Annotated in this window: 16 protein-coding genes; 8 read left to right on the forward strand and 8 right to left on the reverse strand. The window is 64.4% G+C overall.

Going from position 1 to position 17,836, the window contains the following annotated elements:
• Positions 1-96 precede the first annotated feature (96 nt).
• The 4 genes from MVC20_RS14710 (at position 97) to MVC20_RS14725 (ending at position 4,357) form a co-directional block, all read left to right on the forward strand.
• Positions 97-822: a DUF4167 domain-containing protein gene (locus MVC20_RS14710; protein WP_297542667.1), complete on the forward strand. Its 726-nt coding sequence runs from the start codon at positions 97-99 to the stop codon at positions 820-822.
• Between the two features lie 121 nt (positions 823-943).
• Positions 944-1,687, forward strand: a complete 744-nt coding sequence (locus tag MVC20_RS14715) for an RNA methyltransferase (protein WP_297542669.1) — start codon at positions 944-946, stop codon at positions 1,685-1,687.
• A gap of 55 nt (positions 1,688-1,742) precedes the next feature.
• Positions 1,743-2,885, forward strand: coding sequence for a heme A synthase (gene ctaA / locus MVC20_RS14720; RefSeq protein ID WP_297542671.1), 1,143 nt, complete (start codon positions 1,743-1,745; stop codon positions 2,883-2,885).
• A gap of 2 nt (positions 2,886-2,887) precedes the next feature.
• Positions 2,888-4,357 carry a carboxypeptidase M32 gene (locus tag MVC20_RS14725; RefSeq protein WP_297542673.1) on the forward strand — a complete coding sequence of 490 codons (1,470 nt, stop codon included), beginning with the start codon at positions 2,888-2,890 and terminating at the stop codon, positions 4,355-4,357.
• Positions 4,358-4,360: 3 nt separating this feature from the next.
• Here the strand turns inward: MVC20_RS14725 and MVC20_RS14730 are convergent, their stop codons facing one another.
• The 3 genes from MVC20_RS14730 to MVC20_RS14740 form a co-directional block, all read right to left on the reverse strand.
• Entirely contained in the window at positions 4,361-6,238 is a 1,878-nt protein-coding gene (locus MVC20_RS14730) for a nucleoside-diphosphate sugar epimerase/dehydratase (protein WP_297542675.1), read from the reverse strand.
• Positions 6,239-6,406: 168 nt separating this feature from the next.
• Positions 6,407-7,042, reverse strand: a complete 636-nt coding sequence (locus MVC20_RS14735) for a sugar transferase (RefSeq protein ID WP_297542677.1) — start codon at positions 7,040-7,042, stop codon at positions 6,407-6,409.
• Positions 7,039-7,899, reverse strand: a complete 861-nt coding sequence (locus MVC20_RS14740; RefSeq protein WP_297542679.1) for an NAD-dependent epimerase/dehydratase family protein — start codon at positions 7,897-7,899, stop codon at positions 7,039-7,041. Before MVC20_RS14740 ends, MVC20_RS14735 begins: the two co-directional genes overlap by 4 nt.
• Positions 7,900-7,998: 99 nt before the next feature.
• On the opposite strand from MVC20_RS14740, the gene MVC20_RS14745 reads away from it, so the two are divergent.
• Positions 7,999-9,117: a polysaccharide biosynthesis/export family protein gene (locus MVC20_RS14745; RefSeq protein WP_363320805.1), complete on the forward strand. Its 1,119-nt coding sequence runs from the start codon at positions 7,999-8,001 to the stop codon at positions 9,115-9,117.
• 84 nt (positions 9,118-9,201) lie between these two features.
• Here MVC20_RS14745 and MVC20_RS14750 read toward each other — a convergent pair whose 3' ends face one another.
• The 3 genes from MVC20_RS14750 to gyrA form a co-directional block, all read right to left on the reverse strand.
• Positions 9,202-9,552 carry a DUF6614 family protein gene (locus tag MVC20_RS14750; protein ID WP_297542681.1) on the reverse strand — a complete coding sequence of 117 codons (351 nt, stop codon included), beginning with the start codon at positions 9,550-9,552 and terminating at the stop codon, positions 9,202-9,204.
• An 80-nt stretch (positions 9,553-9,632) separates the two neighbouring features.
• The gene (locus MVC20_RS14755; RefSeq protein ID WP_297542683.1) at positions 9,633-10,214 is read right to left on the reverse strand and encodes a hypothetical protein; all 582 of its coding nucleotides are present in this window, start codon (positions 10,212-10,214) and stop codon (positions 9,633-9,635) included.
• Positions 10,215-10,350: 136 nt separating this feature from the next.
• A complete protein-coding gene (gyrA, locus tag MVC20_RS14760; RefSeq protein WP_297542774.1) occupies positions 10,351-13,050 on the reverse strand; it encodes a DNA gyrase subunit A in 2,700 nt (899 codons plus the stop codon).
• A gap of 221 nt (positions 13,051-13,271) precedes the next feature.
• Here gyrA and MVC20_RS14765 point away from each other — a divergent pair, with 221 nt between their 5' ends.
• Entirely contained in the window at positions 13,272-13,541 is a 270-nt protein-coding gene (locus MVC20_RS14765) for an usg protein (protein ID WP_037269335.1), read from the forward strand.
• Between the two features lie 87 nt (positions 13,542-13,628).
• Complete coding sequence (locus MVC20_RS14770; protein WP_297542684.1) at positions 13,629-15,446, forward strand: SLC13 family permease; 1,818 nt, start codon at positions 13,629-13,631, stop codon at positions 15,444-15,446.
• A gap of 41 nt (positions 15,447-15,487) precedes the next feature.
• Here the strand turns inward: MVC20_RS14770 and MVC20_RS14775 are convergent, their stop codons facing one another.
• Positions 15,488-16,048 carry a YSC84-related protein gene (locus MVC20_RS14775; RefSeq protein ID WP_297542685.1) on the reverse strand — a complete coding sequence of 187 codons (561 nt, stop codon included), beginning with the start codon at positions 16,046-16,048 and terminating at the stop codon, positions 15,488-15,490.
• A gap of 130 nt (positions 16,049-16,178) precedes the next feature.
• Entirely contained in the window at positions 16,179-17,180 is a 1,002-nt protein-coding gene (hemB, locus tag MVC20_RS14780) for a porphobilinogen synthase (RefSeq protein ID WP_297542687.1), read from the reverse strand.
• Positions 17,181-17,302: 122 nt separating this feature from the next.
• Here hemB and MVC20_RS14785 point away from each other — a divergent pair, with 122 nt between their 5' ends.
• Entirely contained in the window at positions 17,303-17,830 is a 528-nt protein-coding gene (locus tag MVC20_RS14785; RefSeq protein ID WP_297542689.1) for a component of SufBCD complex, read from the forward strand.
• Positions 17,831-17,836 lie beyond the last annotated feature (6 nt).

Consider the following 17,836-nt stretch of genomic DNA (forward strand, 5'->3'; position numbering starts at 1 on the left):
ACCAAGCCAGAACATGTCCGATCCGGTTTCATTCGGCGCAAGGGGCGCCCATCGGGTCAAGCGAACATTTTGAGCATCAGGGCTGGACAGCACCATATGAGATCATCGAAGTCACGTCAGCGGAACAAGCCGAACCGCAACCGCACCGTCGGGAATGTCGTCAACCGTGTGTTTGACAGTTCCGGCCCCGAAGGCAAGGTGCGCGGCACGCCGCAGCAGATCATTGAGAAGTACAACCAGTTGGCGCGCGATGCGCAATTGGCGGGCGACCGGGTGGCGACCGAGAATTTCCAGCAGCACGCGGAGCATTACCTGCGCCTGCTGAGCGAAGCGCAGAAGGAACAGGATGCGCGCCGCGAAGAGCAGGAACGCTTCAACCGCGACCGCCAGCAGGAGCGCGACCGCGACCGGTCCGAGCGGTCCGGTGGCCGCGAGAGCGACGAGGCTGATCAGCCCGTGTCGCAGGATCCTGCCGCACAGACGCAACCCGACATCATCGGCGGCTATGACGACCGCGACATCGGCCTGGTCGAGACACCCGAGAGCAAGCCGCAATCGGAACCGTCGCGCCGTCGGGCGCACGCGCCCGAGCGGGGGCCGCGCCGTGGGCATGACCGCGCGGGCGACGCCGCAGAACCGCGCGCAGAGGCCGCACAGGAGCCGGGCGAGGCCGTGATGGCCGAAGCGCCGGCTACGGAGGGCACAGAGACCGCCGACGTGTCGGGGGCCAAGGAGGCCGCCGCCAAGCGCCCGCGCAAGCCGCGCGCCAAACGTCCGGCCAAAGCCGACAGCGACGCGGCTGCGACCAAGGCGGCCGAGTGATCCGGCCAACCGAACGGGCCGCGCACATGCGGTATCGGTCGATTTGAGTATTTGAAATACGATGAAAGAGGGGGCTTGCCGGTGGCGGGCCCCCTTGCATGACAACAGGAATGAGACCCCCATGCCGAGCGCGCATCCCCAACCTGCCTTTGTCCTCGTGCGTCCGCAGATGGGCGAGAATATCGGGGCGGCGGCGCGGGCCATGTGGAACTTTGGCCTCGACCGGATGCGGATCGTGGCACCGCGCGATGGCTGGCCCAATCCCAAGGCCGATGCCATGGCAAGCGGGGCGGGGCGGCTTCTCGATGAGGCGCTGTTGCTGGAGGATACCGCCGGTGCGGTGGGCGATTGTTCCTATGTTCTGGCCACGACGGCGCGGGCGCGGGGGCTGACCAAGCCGGTCCTCAGCCCCGAGCGCGCCATGGTGCTGGCCGCCGAGAAGATCGCGGCGGGCGAGAAGGTCGCGGTGCTCTTTGGTCCAGAGCGTGCAGGGCTGGAAAATGACGACATCGCCCGCGCCAATGCGATCATCAACGTGCCGGTCAATCCGGTCTTTGCCAGCCTCAACCTAGCGCAATGCGTGCTTTTGGTGGCCTATGAGTGGCAGCGCGCGGCGGGCCAGGTCGTGCCCGAGCGGGTCGATCTGGCCAAGACCGACTGGGCCGCGCAGGTCGAAGTCGAGGCCCTGGCCGCGCATTACGAGGAGCGGCTGGAGGAGGCCGGGTTTTTCTTTCCCGAGCACAAGGCCGAGAACATGAAAACCAACCTGCGCAATATGTGGAGCCGGATGCCGATGACCCGTGCAGACGTGCAGACCCTGCACGGGGTGATGCGGCAGATGGTCCGCTGGAAGGCGCGCGGTTGAAGCAGGCAGGGACGCGCCCTAGTGTTGCCGGGTGCGAACAGAAAGAGGCGTGAGCATGAGCGGAAAACGCAGCATTTTCGAAGAGGTGGGACAGACCGGCGCCGAAAAGCCCGTGCCGCAGGGCGGCATGATCGACGCGGGCCGACGCGGTGCGCGGGGGGCGATCCGGCTCTGGCTGATGATCCTTTTTGCCTTGGTCGTGGTGATGATCGCGGTGGGGGGCCTTACGCGCCTCACCGACAGTGGCCTCAGCATCACCGAATGGAAGCCGGTGACCGGGGCGCTGCCGCCGATGTCCGAAGCGCATTGGATGGAGGAATTCGACAAATACCGCGCCATTCCGCAATATGAGCTGATCAACAAGGGCATGACCCTTGCGGAGTTTCAATTCATCTATTGGTGGGAATGGGGCCACCGGCAATTGGGCCGGGTGATCGGGCTGGTCTGGGCCTTGGGCTTTTTCGGGTTTCTCGTCGCGCGGCAGATCCCCAAGGGCTGGAGCGGGCGTTTGCTGCTCTTGGGGGCCTTGGGCGGCACGCAGGGGGCTATCGGCTGGTGGATGGTATCCTCGGGTCTGACGGGCGAGATGGTGGCGGTGGCCTCTTACCGGCTGGCGACGCATCTGGGGTTGGCCTTTGTGATCCTTGGGGTGATCGCGTGGTTCGTGTTCCTGCTCGGGCGCGAGGAGCGCGAGTTGATGCAGGCGCGGCGGGGGCGCGAGGCCAAGCTCTTTAGCCTCTCGACCGGGCTCATGCATTTTGCCTTTCTGCAAATCCTGCTGGGGGCGCTGGTTGCGGGGATTGATGCCGGGCGCAGCTATACCGACTGGCCGCTGATGGCAGGGGGATTTCTGCCGCCCGACATGATGGAGTTGCTGCCATGGTGGCGAAATTTCTTTGAGAACCCCGGCACGGTGCAGTTCATTCACCGGATGAGCGGCTATCTCTTGCTGGTCTTTGCCGTGGTGGTCTGGCTGCGCGGGCGCAAGAGCGCGCATGAGCGCACGCGGGGGGCCTTTACCGCCGCCTTTGCCGTGCTGCTGTTGCAGATCGTTCTGGGCATCATGACGGTGCTTTATATTGCGCCCTGGCAGTTGGCGATCGCACATCAGTTCGTGGCGGTGATCCTCTGGGTGCTGATCCTGCGGGCGCGGTTCCTGAGCCAGTATCCGCGCGCCACCTCCATTCGGGGCAGTTGAGCATGAGTGCCTATGACGATCTGATGGCGCGCGAGCGCGAGACGCAGGCCCTGGCGCAGGTGGCCGGGCGGCTGGGCTGGGATCAGGAAACCATGATGCCGCACGGGGCCGCCGACCAGCGGGCCGAGGAATCGGGCGCGATTCAGGCGGTGCTGCATGCGCGGCGTGTGGACCCGGCGCGCGGCGCGATGCTGGCTGAGGCGGAGTTGGAGGCCACCGCGCCCGTGGCGCGGGCGCAATTGCGCCACATCCGGCGCGACTACGAGCGCGCGGTCAAGGTGCCGGGCGATCTGGCGGTGGCGCTGGCCCGCCTCACGAGCCGGGCGCAGGGGCAATGGGCCGCGGCGCGGGCGGCGGATGACTATGCCGCCTTTGCGCCTGTTCTGGCCGAGGTGGTGCGGCTCAAGCGCGAGGAAGCGGCGGCGCTCTCGGAGGGGGGCGCGCTCTATGATGCTTTACTCGAGGATTACGAGCCGGGCATGGGCGCGGCGAGGCTCGATGCGATGTTCGCCGAGATGCGGCCCCGGCTGGTGGCGCTGCGCGGTGCTGCGCTGGCGGCGGACTGGCCCGAGCTTGCGGGGCGGTTTGATCGCGCCGCGCAACTGGCGCTGTCGCGGGAATTGGCGCAGGTTTTCGGCTATGACCTGAACCGGGGGCGGCTGGATCTGGCGGTGCATCCGTTCAGTTCCGGCAGCGGGGATGATGTGCGCATCACCACGCGGGTGAGCGAGGCGGACCCGTTCAACTGTTTCTATTCCACCATCCACGAGGTCGGGCATGCCTGCTATGAGCAGGGGATCGACCCGGACTATCGCCTCACGCCCTTGGGTCAGGGGGTGTCGATGGGGGTGCATGAGAGCCAGAGCCGGATCTACGAGAACCAGTTGGGCCGGAGCCGGGCGTTTTGCGGCTGGCTCTATGGGCGGATGCGGGATGGGTTTGGCGATTTCGGCATTGCCGATGAAGAGACATTCTATCGCGCCGTGAACCGGGTGCATCGCGGCCATATCCGCACAGAGGCCGATGAGGTGCAATACAACCTGCATGTGATGCTGCGCTATGATCTGGAGCGGGCCTTGATCGCGGGGGATCTGGGCGTGGCCGACCTAGAGGCCGCGTGGAACGACCGCTTTGCCGCCGATTTCGGATATGCCGTGGATCGCGCCTCGCAGGGCGTGTTGCAGGATGTGCATTGGTCCGTGGGGCTGTTTGGCTATTTCCCGACCTATAGTCTGGGCAATCTCTATGCCGGATGCCTCTTTGCCGCCTTGCAGGCGGCGGTGCCGGAGCTTGAGGCGCAGTTGGCGCGGGGCGATCTGACCGCCGCGACGGCGTGGCTGCGCGCGTCCGTGCAGCGGCATGGCGGGCTCTATGAGCCAGCGGAGGTGATCGAACGGGCCGTTGGTGCGGCCCCGACGGCCGGGCCGCTTCTCGACTATCTGGATGTGAAATTCGGCGCGCTGGCGGGCTGACCGCTATTGGTTGACCGTCGCGTCGGGGCGATCTTCGATCTGTTCGATCCACTGGGCCAGCACGCTGCGCAGGAGGGCCACATCGCGTGTCTCGATCGCCTCGGAGAGGGATTTGAGCGCCTTGGCGAGTTCGATTTCCGACAGATGCCCCTCTTGGGCGCGCAGGATCTTGGGGTGCGGCGTGGTCAGCATGTCAGAGCCGATCAAGAGCTCCTCATAGAGCTTTTCGCCGGGGCGCAGGCCGGTGATCCGGATTTCAATGTCGCCATGGGGGTTCTGTTTGTCGCGCACCGTCAACCCTGAGCCTTCGATCATCTTGCGCGCCACGTCGCGCACGGCGATGGGTTTGCCCATGTCGAGCACAAAGACATCGCCGCCGCGGGCAAAGGAGCCGGCCAAGAGCACGAGGCGCGCGGCCTCGGGGATGGTCATGAAATAGCGGGTGACATCGGCATGGGTCAGCGTGACCGGTCCACCGCGGGCAATCTGCTCGGCAAAGAGCGGAATGACAGAGCCGGACGATCCCAGCACATTGCCGAACCGCACCATGGAAAAGCGCGTGTTCTGGCTCCGGGTGGCGAGATCCTGCACGATCATTTCGGCAAAGCGTTTGGAGGCCCCCATCACGCTGACGGGGCGCACGGCCTTGTCGGTGGAGACGAGGATGAAGCGTTCGACGCCCGCGTCCCGCGCCGCCTGTGCCACGGTGCGGGTGCCGATGACATTGTTGCGCATCCCCTCGATGGCGTTGGATTCGACCATGGGCACATGTTTGTAGGCCGCGGCGTGCAGCACGATTTCCACCTTGCGCGAGCGCATCAGCACATTGATCAGGGATTTTTCGCAAACCGATCCCAGCACGGCTGAAATCCGCATGGCGGGGGCAAGGCTGCGCAATTCGCGCTCGATCTCGAACAGGGCGTGTTCCGCGTGATCGAGCAGGATCAGATGTCCGGGATCATAGGCGATCAACTGGCGGCACAGCTCCGAGCCGATGGAGCCGCCTGCGCCGGTGACGAGAATGCAGCGCCCCTTGTAGCTGTCGCGGGAGCCGGGCAGCTTGTCCTCAAGCCCGTCGCGGCCCAATAGCTCGTTCACATCGACGGGCCGGCTTTGATAGAGGCTGCGGGCGTCGTTGGAAATCAGGTCGGCAAAGGAGGGCAGGGCGTGCACCTCGATCCCATGTTCCGCGATGCGCCGCGTGAGCAGGGTGCGTTTGGCGGGGGGCGCGCTGGGCATGGCGAGGATCACGCGCTGAATGTCATAGCGTTTGACGAGGTCCGGCAGATCGTCGGACTTGTGGACCTTGAGCCCGGCGATGGTCAGGGATTGCAGGCGCGGTTCGTCATCGACAAAGGCCATGGGCAGCACGGCATCGTCGGTTGCCAGGGCCGTCGCAAGCTGTTGGCCGGTCTGACCGGCCCCGTAGATCAGCACCCGCAGGCGGCGATTGCCGTTGCGGTAGATGCGCAGGAGTACGGTGCGCAGCACCAATCGCGAGGTCGCGGACAGGATGAGGAACATCATGCCGCAGACGATATAGACCGTGGCGGGGGCAGCGACGCTGGTGTCCAAGAGCGAGAAGGCAATCCCGCTGGCGGTGATGGCGAGCGCCACCCAGCCAGAGCTGAGCATGCCCTGCATCTCGTAGGATTTCAGTTTGACCTTGTGCAGGCCGAAATAGGTGGCGAGCGCCGCCGCGACGCACATCATCGCGAAGAGATCGTTGGAGGCAGCGACGAGATTGCCCGAAAGGGCTGTGGGCCCCATGAAGAGAACCACGGAAAAGACGTAGGACACAACGACGATCAGCATGTCCAGCGTCAGGAAAAACGCTTGTTTCTGGCCCTGCTTCAGTGAGGTGACGATGTCATACAGCACGGCACTATTCCCTGAGATCAAGTACGTCGAAATCAAATCGTTTGTAGGCGTTCACAGCGTCTTAAGGAATGCCGATTAACGGCATTTTGAGAAGCCGGGAGGAGATTCTGGGCAAATTTTAGCCGATCAGTCTAAAACATATGCGAAATCGATCCTGAATCATACCGCTTAGCTGCGGTTTGCCCGGGCTGTACGCCGCCGGGAAAAAACGCGAATCACGGTTTGACAGATCAGGCGGATGTCGTAGCAGAGGCTCTGATGGCGCGCCCAGATGAGGTCGAGCCGCGCCTTGCGCGGGATGCAGCGGGTGACATAGGTGGTCTCGCCGCTCTCGTGGTTGGTGCAGGCCGAGAGCAGTTTCTCCTCGGTGCGGTGGTAGACGAGCGTGGCCAGACCCGTCACGCCGGGGCGTTTCTCCAGCACGCGAGCGTAGATGTCCGGGCAGCTTTCGACATAGCAGCGCAGCGGCGGGCGGGGGCCGACAAAGCTCATGTCGCCGCGCAACACGTTGATAAGTTGGGGCAGTTCATCAAGCCGGGTGGCGCGCAAGCGGCGTCCAAGCGGGGTGATGCGGTGCCGCTTGTAGCCGGTGGAGACGCCGGAATCGTTGTCCACCACGCGCATGGTGCGGAATTTCCACAGGCAGAACGGGGTGTCGGGCGTCTTCATCCGTTCCGAAAGGTAGAACACGGGTCGCCCGTCGCAGATCGCGATCAAAAGCGCGATCACCAGGAGGATGGGTGACAAAAGCACGATCAGGAGCAGAGCGAATGCCACGTCAAAGGCCCTTTTGGCCGGGGTCATGTTGCCATCTCCAAGCTGTGCCAGTCGTCGATCATCTGCTGAGCTGTCTGTTTCAGATACAGAAGTGGAAGCAGACCGGCAAGAGATGCGCCATCGAGGGTGACGGCCTGCACCGCATTTTCCGGGGCTTTTCGCCAGATCAGGGGGCGTCCGGCGGCGCGCGCGAGGCTTTCCATCGTCACGGGGACGGGGGCGGTCACGTTGAGCACGTCAGGCAGGCGGTTTGGGGCAAGCTCTGAGAGCGCGCAGAGCACCTGCGCGAGGTCGCCTGGGGCGATATAGCTGCGCAGCGGGCCGGTGCCATCGGCGAAGCGGTCGAGCGACACTGCGCCATCGGTGGCGCGCAGTGCCGGGGCGAGGCTATCGGCGCCTACGACATTGGCCAGCCGCAGGCAGCAATGGCGCGTCTCGCCGGGGGGCAGGGCGCGTACCGCTGCCTCCATCGCCAGCTTGGCCTGGCCATAGGCATTGGCGGGATGGGGGGAATCGGATTCTGTCAGGGCGGTGCCGGGGCCGTAGATGGCCGCCGACGACAGGTGCAGCATGCGCCGTGCGCCGCAGGCCCGCGCCAGTTCCGCCCCGTGATGCACCAGCGCGACATTGGCGGCCAGATCCTCGGGCGTGCCTGCGACCTGTCCCCACAGAGCGATCACCGTATCGCACCGGGGCAGATCGGGCGGCAGCATCCCGCCCGGAGACCATAGAATATCCGCCGGTTCCCGACGCGCAAGCCACAAGGGTCGCAGGCGCGCGAGCAGGCCCTCTGGCCTGGTCCAGGCCGCGCGCAGCAGCGTCCCGAGACGGCCCGTGGCACCGGTGATCAGCACGGTTGAGTCATGGCGCATTTCGGCCAGCATGCGGCTTTGCCTGTCGTTGATGGGCAGATTCCGATTGTCTAGCACGGCAGGACCGGGGTAGGAACCGATGCAATGCCAGACGAACCGGGGAGTCGGAGAGTGACGCGCACAATCAGGATTGTCCTCGGAATGATGATGTTTGCCGCCGTGGCGGCGTGCAGTCTGCCCCGGGGCGCCGCTCTGCAAAGTGAGGTTCTGGCCGAGAAGGACAACAAGTCTCCGACATTTCAGGTGGTCGAGGTCACGCGCCGCTCGACCCCGGCTCTGGCGCTATGGCCTGCGTCGGGCTGGAAGGGCAGCTATCGTTGGCTGTCGGCAGGCCGCGGGCCGGATTCCACGACCATCCAGACCGGCGATACGCTGAATGTGATCGTCTGGGACAATGAGGAAAATTCCTTGCTGGCCAGCGCGTCGTCGCGCTCGACCCCTGTTGCGGGCTTGACGGTTTCGCCATCGGGCACGGTGTTCATGCCCTATATCGGTGAGGTCAACCTGCGCGGCATGACCGAATCCGAGGCGCGCGCCACGCTGCAGGAACGGATGCTGCAAATCGCACCATCGGCGCAGGTGCAGTTGAACGTGGAGCCGGGGCGCAACAACTCGGTCGATGTGGTGGGCGGTGTGACCGCGCCGGGCAACTACCCGCTTGAGTCGCGCAACACGCGCATTCTGAGCGTGCTGGCGACTGCGGGCGGTATTTCGCCCGCGATGGTCAACCCGCTGGTGATTCTGCAACGGGGCGGGCAGGTCTATGAGACGCGGGCGGAGAGCCTGTATGCCGAGCCGGAACGCAATGCGCTGGTGCGGGGGGGCGATCAGATCGTCGTGACCGAGGATGACCGCACCTTCAACGTGCTGGGGGCTGCGGGCAGCCAGAAGGTGATCCCCTTCGAGGATGACCAGGTAACGGCGATGGAGGCGGTCTCGATGATGGGCGGGCTGAGTGCCGCGCGCGCCGATCCCAAGGGCCTTTTGGTGCTGCGCGAATACGAGCGGCATCATATCAACCCCGACAAGCCCGGCCCCGAGATGCGGCAGGTGATCTTCTCGCTGGATTTCACCAATGCGGACGGTCTCTTTGCGGCGCGGCAGTTCCAGATCAACCCGGGCGACACGTTGCTTGCGACCGAATCGCCGGTCACGCGCGTGCAGACCATCCTTGGCCTCTTTGGCACAGTCGTTGGCTTCGCCTCGACCGCGAACAACATCGCGAACTGATCGCCAGGCCTGAGACCGCCGGGCTAGACGGGGGACGCTGTCCCCCGGACCCCCTGAGGCATTTCGGCCAGATGAACGCGGGGTTCAGATGAGGGACATGCGTTCGGCGCGTTCGGCATCGGGGAACGGACGGTAGAGGGCAAATCGTGCCACGGTGATCTGGGCATGCACCCGGTCATGCAGCACGGTTGTCACCTCGTCCTGCGCGCCGGTGAGGCGGAAGGCGCGGTCAAGCTGGGCCAGATCGTCAACCTCAATCTCCAGCAGGAAATCGCCATAGGCATCGGCCGCGAGATTGAGCTTGCGCCGCAAGAGGCGCCAGCGGCCGATGGTGCCATGGTGGTGCAGATGCGAGAGCCAGGCATCGAGAGCGGCGGCAAAGGCCAGAGCCTTGGCATCCTGCTTGAGGTCGATCATGCAGCAGTAGAGGTTCATCGGCGGGCCTCCGGCGCGAGGGAAATCGCGCCCAGTCTGCGCCGGAAGGGTTGAGGTCGGGTTAAGCGGCGCGGGCCCGGTCAGATATTCGCGAAGATATTGTCGACGGCATCCTCGTCCTCGTCGGCGGGACGATGCGTGATCGTGGCTGCGGCGAGCGCGCTGCGGATTTCCTGCTGAACGGGGCGTTTGGGGGCCGGTTTGGGCGTGATGCGGCGCGGGCTGATGGCCCTTTGTGCCATGGCGCGGCGCAGGCGGGCGCGGTGGGCCAGCACCGAGGCGCGGCGCAGCGCGCCGGGGCCGAGCGTGAGATAGGTGAGCAACACCGCCGTGGCCAAGGTCAGGTCGCGCCAGAAGGCCGAAAGGCTTTCGGGTGTGACGGAGATGAGATTTTGCACAAAGCTGGAGCAGAATACCAAGAGCGCGAGGCTGAGCGCCGCAAGGCGCAGGTGCAGCCCGGCCATGACAGCCGCGCTGAGGCAAAAGAGCAGCGTCGAGCCGACCAGATCCGCTGCGGCATGGGGCATCAGGGCGGCAAAGAGCGTGGCCGCATCGAGCCCCGCGACGAGATCGAGCGAGAGCGCGAGGAAATACGAGCCGATCACGATCCGGATCAGGTTGAGACCGGTTTGGTCCATGCTGGCGCTGGTGGGCTTGGCCATGAGACAATCCGCAGTGAGAGGTGCCGGGAACCGAATGAAACAAATACAACCATGCCGCGAGGCAACCAGGGTATCATCGGGCCAAATCCGGCGAAATTGGGGCCGGAGCGTGATGATACCCTGACGCGGCAAGGGTTTAGCTCTCTGCGGTCTCGTCCTCTTCGGCCTGTTCGGCGATCCAGGCCACGGACACCACCTCTTCGCCGGTGCCGGTGTTGAACACCTTGACCCCGCCAGCGCTGCGCGAGCGGAAGGAGATGCCATCGACCGGCACGCGGATCGACTGGCCCTTGGAGGTGGCGAGCATGATCTGGTCTTCGAGCGTGACCGGGAAGGAGGCCACCACGGCCCCGCCGCGCATGGATTTGTCCATGGCCTGCACGCCCATGCCGCCGCGCCCGCGCACCGGGTAGTCATGGCTTGAGCTGAGTTTGCCGGTGCCGCGCGCGGTGATGGTCAGGATCAGGTTCTCGGCGGCCTGCATTTCCTCGAACCGTTCGGGGCTGAGGGCGGCGTCGGCATTGCCTTCGTCATCGCTGGAGCCGTCGTCTTCGGCCCCGGCCAGTTGGCGGCGCATCTTGAGATAGGCGGCGCGGTCGTCGGCGGAGGCGTCGAAATGGCGGATTACGGACATCGACACCACGCGGTCATCGCCGAGCAGGCGGATGCCACGGACGCCGGTCGATTTGCGGCCCTTGAAGACGCGCACCTCGGTTGTCGGGAAGCGGATGGCGCGACCGGAATCCGTGACCAGCATCACGTCATCCTCGGGGCCGCAGATGCGTGCGTTGACCAGTTCCACGCCCTCGGGCAGGTCCATCGCGATCTTGCCGTTGCGCATCACATTGGTGAAATCCGACAGCGCATTGCGCCGCACGTCGCCGGCGGAGGTGGCAAAGACGATTTGCAGGTCTTCCCAGTCTTCCTCGGGGCGGTCGACGGGCATGATGGCCGCGATGGAGACACCCGCAGGAATGGGCAGGATGTTGACGATCGCCTTGCCCTTGGACGTGCGCCCGCCAAGGGGCAAGCGCCAGCACTTGAGCTTGTAGACCATGCCGCTCGTGGTGAAGAACAAAAGCTGCGTATGGGTATTGGCGACAAAGAGGGTGGTGACGACATCCTCGTCCTTGGTGGCCATGCCCGACAGCCCCTTGCCGCCGCGTTTCTGCGCGCGGAAATCGGCGAGGGCCGTGCGCTTGATATAGCCGCCGCTGGTGACGGTCACGACCATATCCTCGCGTTCGATGAGGTCTTCGTCCTCCATGTCGCCGGACCAGTCCACGATCTCGGTGCGGCGGGGGACGGCGAACAGCTCTTTCACCTCGCGCAGTTCATCGGCGATGATCTGCATGATCCGCTCGCGGGAGGCGAGGATGGCGAGGTATTCCTTGATCTTGCTCGCGAGGTCCTGGAGTTCGTCGGTGACCTCCTTGACGCCCAGTTGCGTGAGGCGTTGCAGGCGCAGATCGAGAATGGCGCGGGCCTGAACCTCGGACAGGTTATAGGTGCCGTCCTCGTTGGCGCGGTGGCTGGGGTCGTCGATCAGCGCGATATAGGGCAGGATGTCGCCTGCGGGCCAGCGACGTTCCATCAGTTTTTGCCGGGCCTCGGCCGCATCCATCGAGCCACGGATGGTGGCGACCACCTCATCGACATTGGAGACCGCGACCGCCAGACCGCAGAGCACATGCGCGCGCTCGCGCGCCTTGCGCAGGTCATAGGCGGTGCGGCGCGCGACCACCTCTTCGCGGAAGGTAATGAAGAGCGAGAGGAAGCGGTGCAGCGTCAACTGCTCGGGCTTGCCGCCATTGAGCGCCAGCATGTTGCAGCCGAAATAGGTCTGCATCGGGGTAAAGCGATAGAGTTGATTGAGCACCACCTCGGCGGTGGCGTCGCGTTTCAACTCGATCACCACGCGCACGCCGTTGCGATCGGATTCGTCCTGCACATGGCTGATGCCTTCGATCCGCTTGTCACGGGCGGCCTCGGCGATCTTTTCGATCATCGTCGCCTTGTTCACCTGATAGGGGATCTGGTCGATGACGATGGCAAAGCGGTCCTTGCGGATTTCCTCGACGCGGGTCTTGGCGCGGATGATGACAGAGCCGCGCCCCTCAAGATACGCCTTGCGCGCGCCCGAGCGCCCGAGCATCAGACCGCCGGTGGGAAAATCGGGGCCGGGAATATACTGGATCAGGTCTTCGCTCTCGAGATCGGGATTCTCGATCAGCGCCAGCGTGGCATCCACGACCTCGCCCAGATTGTGCGGGGGGATATTGGTGGCCATGCCGACGGCGATGCCGCCTGCGCCATTGACCAGCATGTTGGGGAAGCGCGCGGGCAGGACGGTGGGCTCTCGGTCCTTGCCGTCGTAGTTGTCCTGGAAATTGACGGTCTCTTTTTCAATATCGGCCAAGAGATAGGCGGCCGGTTTGTCCATCCGCACCTCGGTATAGCGCATGGCCGCCGCGTTATCGCCATCCATCGAGCCGAAATTGCCCTGACCATCGAGGAGGGGCAGGGACATCGAGAAATCCTGCGCCATGCGGACCAGCGCGTCATAGATCGCGGAATCGCCGTGCGGGTGATATTTACCCATCACGTCGCCCACGGCGCGGGCGGATTTGCGATAGGGTTTGTCGTGGGTATTGCCCCCCTCGTGCATCGCATAGAGGATGCGGCGATGCACAGGTTTCAGCCCGTCGCGCAGGTCGGGAATCGCGCGGCTGACGATCACACTCATGGCATAATCGAGATAGGAAGTTTTCATCTCATGGGTGATCGAGACGGAGGGGCCGCTGTGGGTGGGCCGCTCGGGCGGGGTTTCATCCATGTTTTCAGGGGGTTGGGGCGTATCGCTCACGATTGGGACCGTCCTGTGATCATTCTCTATATCTTGTTGAAGGGACTATATCAGAGGCAGGATATAGGGTGCAATGGGGCTGGGGAATTGCCTTTGTCAGCCGCGCGGAGCGAGTGCTAATATATTGTTTTAATTGAAAAGTAATTTATTTCTGGCACCATGATCCTGTCAGGCGGTGACAGGAGAGACACATGCAGATGTCTGAGACGGAAATGATGCTCAAGGGATACGGGCTGACGACGGCGGAATTTTTCTACCGGATGCCCGATTTTCGCAACGTGCTGAACAGTTACCTTTGGCAGGATTACGATCTGGCACCGGATCACCCCAAGCTCTTTGGTTTCATCGAATTCTGGCAGCGCGAGCTTGAGGGCCCGCTGCATTCGGTGCGTTTTACCCATCGCAAGCTGATCGCGCCGGGGGAATGGCGCAACGTGGTGGGCGAATTCACGCTGCATTGACGCCACATTGACGCTGGGGGCGGTTGAAGCGCCCGCAGGTCCGTGATCTTGTCGGGGGCTCTCGTTTCCGGTCTGGAGGATCGCCCGATGACAGCCCCGCAGATGACGATTCTGGGCGTGCTTGCGCTGACGATGGGTCTCTTTCTGTGGGGGCGGCTGCGGCATGACGTGGTCGCGCTGGCCTCGCTCATGGCCTGCGTCGTGACGGGGCTGGTGCCCGCCGCAGAGGCCTTTGCCGGGTTTGGCCATCCGGCGGTGATCACCGTGGCTTGCGTGCTGGTGCTGAGCCAGGGGTTGCAGAATACCGGCGCGGTCGATGCGCTGGCGCGCTCGGTGCTGCCACGCGAGGCGGGGCGGCTGGTCAGCATGACGGCGCTCTTGGGTCTTGGGGCGATGCTGTCGGGGTTCATGAACAATGTGGGGGCGATGGCGCTCTTGATGCCGGTGGCGGTGCAGCTGGCCAAGCGGCTCGAGATGCCGCCGGGGCAGGTTTTGATGCCCTTGGCCTTTGGCACCATTCTGGGGGGCATGACGACGCTGGTCGGCACGCCGCCCAATCTGATCGTGTCGGGCTTTCGCGAAGAGGCTGGGCGAGGCGCCTTTGAGATGTTCGATTTCGCACCGATTGGCGTGGCGGTGGCGGTTCTGGGCGTGGTGGCCATTGCCGTGATCGGCTGGCGTTTGGTGCCCATGCGCAAGCCGGCGGGCGCGTCCGAGTTCGATGCGGGGGCCTATATGACCGAGGTGCGGGTGGGCGAGCGCAGCAAGGCCATCGGGCTGACGCTGCGGGCCTTTGAGCGGGAGGTCGAAAGCTCTGATGCGCAAGTGGTGGCGCTGGTGCGCAATGACGTGCGCCTCTTGGCGCCGCATGGCGGGCGGCGCATTCGCGCAGGTGACGTGCTGGTCCTGGAGGCGGATGTCGAGGCGGTGGCTGAAACGCTGTCGGTGTTCGATCTGACACTGGAGGAGGCCGTCAAACGCGACAAGGACGCAGCCGCAGAGGAGGGAGAGGCGGAGACCGCTGAGGAGGCCAAGTCAAGCGATGAGCGCGACGCGGTGCTGCGCGAGGTGGCCGTCTTGCCCGCCTCTTCGATTGTGGGGCTGTCGGCCAGCGACCTGCATCTGCGCACGCGCTACGGGCTCAATCTCTTGGCGGTGGCGCGGGCGGGGCAGGCTCCGCGGGCGCGATTGCGCTCGATCGCGCTGCGCTCGGGCGACCTGCTCCTGATGCAGGGGCCGGCGGAATCTCTCTCGGAATTCATCCATGACACCGGCTGTGTGCCGCTTGGGGCGCGCGATTTGCGCCTGCCCAGCCGACGGATGGCGATCACGGCGACGGCGATCATGGGGCTGGCAATCCTGCTGGTGACATTCGGTGTGCTGCCTGCGGCGGCGAGTTTCGCATTGGGCGTGCTGGCCTCGATGCTGTTTCGCACGGTACCTCCGCGCGAGGTCTACACGGCGATCGACTGGCCGGTGATCGTTCTTTTGGCCGCGCTCATTCCCGTGGCGGGGGCGATGCAGGCCACCGGCGCGGCCGGGGTGCTGGCAGAGTTTCTGGTGGCAGAGGTGGCGCGTGGACAGGCAGTGGCGGCGCTGGCCGTGATCCTGATCACCACGATGTTCCTGTCGGATGTGATGAACAACGCCGCCACCGCCGCCGTGATGTGCCCCATCGCGCTGAGCATTGCGGGCACGCTGGGCGTCAGCCCGGACAGTTTCCTGATGGCTGTGGCGATTGGCGCGTCTTGTGCGTTTCTCACGCCCATCGGGCATCAGAACAACACGCTTATCCTGGGCCCCGGCGGGTTTCGCTTTGGCGATTACTGGCGGCTTGGTCTGCCGCTGGAGGTGCTGGTTGTGGTGGTCAGCGTGCCGCTCTTGCTGATCGTCTGGCCGCTCTGACGCCGCGGCGCCGTGAGGCGCGCGGCGTCGGGATCGTGGCATCAGGGGATGATGCGGGTGTATTTCATGCCTTCGAGCGAGACACCGGCCAAGGCCCCGGCCTGGCCGAAGATCACGGCGACAACGGGGCTGGACGCGGTCGTCGTCTCGGCACGCAGGTTCTCGCCCCGGTCGTTGAAGACATATTCGACATCGGCACCTGCCGCCCAACCGGACGAGCGGCGGAATTTCTCGAGCGCATCGGGCGTCATGAAGAAAAGCACATGCGCGAATTGCTGTGCGCCGATCTGAAGGCCAACGCTGCCCTTGGTGGCGGAATAGTAATCGACCGTGACATTGTTGATGCGCAGCGCGCCGCGGCCAAAGCCGCCGCCGACGAGAAAGCCCGCCTCGGTCACGACCGGCATGATGAGCATGCCGTTGGATTTAGCCGCGAGATCGCGCGTGTTGGGATAGCGCGAATACATCTGGCTGAGCGTGGCATCGACACGGGCGTCGATGGTGGCCGCGTTGGAATTGCCCACGCCATTGCCGCAGGCCGCAACAAGCGGTGTGCCGGCCATCAGGCCGAGGGTGAAGGTGCGTCTGGTCAGAATGCTCATGAGATCGCCTGTCTGTTGCCTCGTTTCGGGCCGGTCTTTTGTCTCATACCGGTCTGACACTCAGTATAGGGGCAAGCTGCGCTGGTGTCACCATGGATTGCGGTCATGCGCGGGATGCTGCGCGCGGGCGCTAGCCTTTGGACAAGAGCCGGGCCACTTCGGGGGCGAAATAGGTGAGCACCCCGTCACAACCGGCGCGTTTGAAGCACATCAGGCTTTCCATCATGGCGCGTTCGCGGTCGATCCAGCCATTCTGGGCGGCGGCCATGATCATCGCGTATTCGCCCGAGACCTGATAGGCAAAGGTGGGTGCGCCAAAGCTCTCCTTGGCCCGGCGGCAGATGTCGAGATAGGGCATGCCCGGCTTGACCATCACCATATCGGCCCCCTCGCTGAGGTCACGCTCGATCAGGCGCAGGGCCTCGTCGGTATTGGCGGGGTTCATCTGATAGGTTTTCTTGTCGCCCTTGAGCGCGTTCGAGGCCCCCACCGCATCGCGGAACGGGCCATAGAAGGCAGAGGCGTATTTGGCGGCATAGGACATGATCATCACATTGGGATAGCCATGCGCCTCGAGCGCCGTGCGGATCGCGCCCACGCGCCCGTCCATCATGTCGGACGGCCCGATGATGTCGACGCCTGCCTCGGCCTGAGACAGCGCCTGTTTCACAAGCGCCTCGACGGTGGCGTCATTCACGATCTCGCCCTCTACGACAAAGCCGTCATGGCCTGTGTCGGAATAGGGGTCGAGCGCCACATCGGTCATCACGGTGATGCCGGGCACGGCGGCCTTGATCGCGCGCGTGGCGCGGTTGCTGAGGTTCTCCGGGTTCCACGCCTCGGCGCAATCGGCGGTGCGGTTCTCGGATGAGGTATAGGGAAAGAGGCAGATGGCCGGGATGCCCAGATCGGCGGCCTCTTGGGCGGCGGCGACCACGCGGTCGATGGAGCGGCGCATGACACCGGGCATGGAGGGCACCGGTTCCTCGATCCCGTCACCATCGCGCACGAAAAGCGGCCAGATCAGATCGCCCGCTGTCAGCGTATTCTCGGCCACAAGAGCGCGGATGCTGGGGGTTGCACGGGTGCGGCGCAGGCGGGTGGCGGGAAAGGCGGCTTGGGTCGGGCGCATGGGCGGTCTTTCTGGCTGGATCAACCTTGACTGAGTGGCATGGAAATTCGCGCATCTCAAGGGTAGGAATTGCCGCGCACCGGCGCTAAGAGAGGCGATGATGCGGCAAGAGGGGCGCGGATTTGGACTTGTACGACACGGTTTTCGAGTTGATCGACATGCGGTCATTCAGCAACCTCTGGTTCTGGATCGCCTTGGCGGTCACATGGTCCTCGGCAAGTCATTGGGTGATGGGTGTGCCATGGGACATGGCCATGCGTGCCCGCAAGGGCCGCAGCGCGCAGGCGATGACGGATTTCGAGGATATGGTGCGGATCAATATCAACCGCTTGCTCTATCTCGTGCAGGAATCCGGCCTCTTGATGGCGGGGATCACGGCGTTCATTCTGACCACGCTCGTGTTGCTGGGTTTCGTTTATCACAACGAATTCGCCCAGGCGTTGTTCTTGCTCGGCTTTCCGCTTTTGCTGGTCGGGGGCCTGTCCGTGCGGATGGCGCAGCGCATCGCGGTGCAGGGGTGGACGGGGGCCGCGTTGATCAAGCGGTTGCAGACCCATCGGCTGATCATTCAGGTGATCGGCATGGTGTCGATTTTCGTAACCGCCATGTGGGGCATGTATCAGAACATGAACGCCAATATTCTGGGATGACACGCG

The sequence above is a fragment of the Roseovarius sp. genome, from assembly GCF_027019125.1.
Lineage (GTDB): Bacteria > Pseudomonadota > Alphaproteobacteria > Rhodobacterales > Rhodobacteraceae > Roseovarius.

Coding starts and splice junctions, on each gene's coding strand:
- MVC20_RS14710 (WP_297542667.1), top strand. CDS start 97: ATGAGATCATCGAAGTCACGTCAGCGGAACAAGCCGAACCGCAACCGC.
- MVC20_RS14715 (WP_297542669.1), top strand. CDS start 944: ATGCCGAGCGCGCATCCCCAACCTGCCTTTGTCCTCGTGCGTCCGCAG.
- ctaA (WP_297542671.1), top strand. CDS start 1,743: ATGAGCGGAAAACGCAGCATTTTCGAAGAGGTGGGACAGACCGGCGCC.
- MVC20_RS14725 (WP_297542673.1), top strand. CDS start 2,888: ATGAGTGCCTATGACGATCTGATGGCGCGCGAGCGCGAGACGCAGGCC.
- MVC20_RS14735 (WP_297542677.1), bottom strand. CDS start 7,042: ATGACCCCGGCCAAAAGGGCCTTTGACGTGGCATTCGCTCTGCTCCTG.
- MVC20_RS14740 (WP_297542679.1), bottom strand. CDS start 7,899: ATGCTGGCCGAAATGCGCCATGACTCAACCGTGCTGATCACCGGTGCC.
- MVC20_RS14750 (WP_297542681.1), bottom strand. CDS start 9,552: ATGAACCTCTACTGCTGCATGATCGACCTCAAGCAGGATGCCAAGGCT.
- MVC20_RS14755 (WP_297542683.1), bottom strand. CDS start 10,214: ATGGCCAAGCCCACCAGCGCCAGCATGGACCAAACCGGTCTCAACCTG.
- gyrA (WP_297542774.1), bottom strand. CDS start 13,050: ATGGATGAAACCCCGCCCGAGCGGCCCACCCACAGCGGCCCCTCCGTC.
- MVC20_RS14765 (WP_037269335.1), top strand. CDS start 13,272: ATGCAGATGTCTGAGACGGAAATGATGCTCAAGGGATACGGGCTGACG.
- MVC20_RS14770 (WP_297542684.1), top strand. CDS start 13,629: ATGACAGCCCCGCAGATGACGATTCTGGGCGTGCTTGCGCTGACGATG.
- MVC20_RS14775 (WP_297542685.1), bottom strand. CDS start 16,048: ATGAGCATTCTGACCAGACGCACCTTCACCCTCGGCCTGATGGCCGGC.
- hemB (WP_297542687.1), bottom strand. CDS start 17,180: ATGCGCCCGACCCAAGCCGCCTTTCCCGCCACCCGCCTGCGCCGCACC.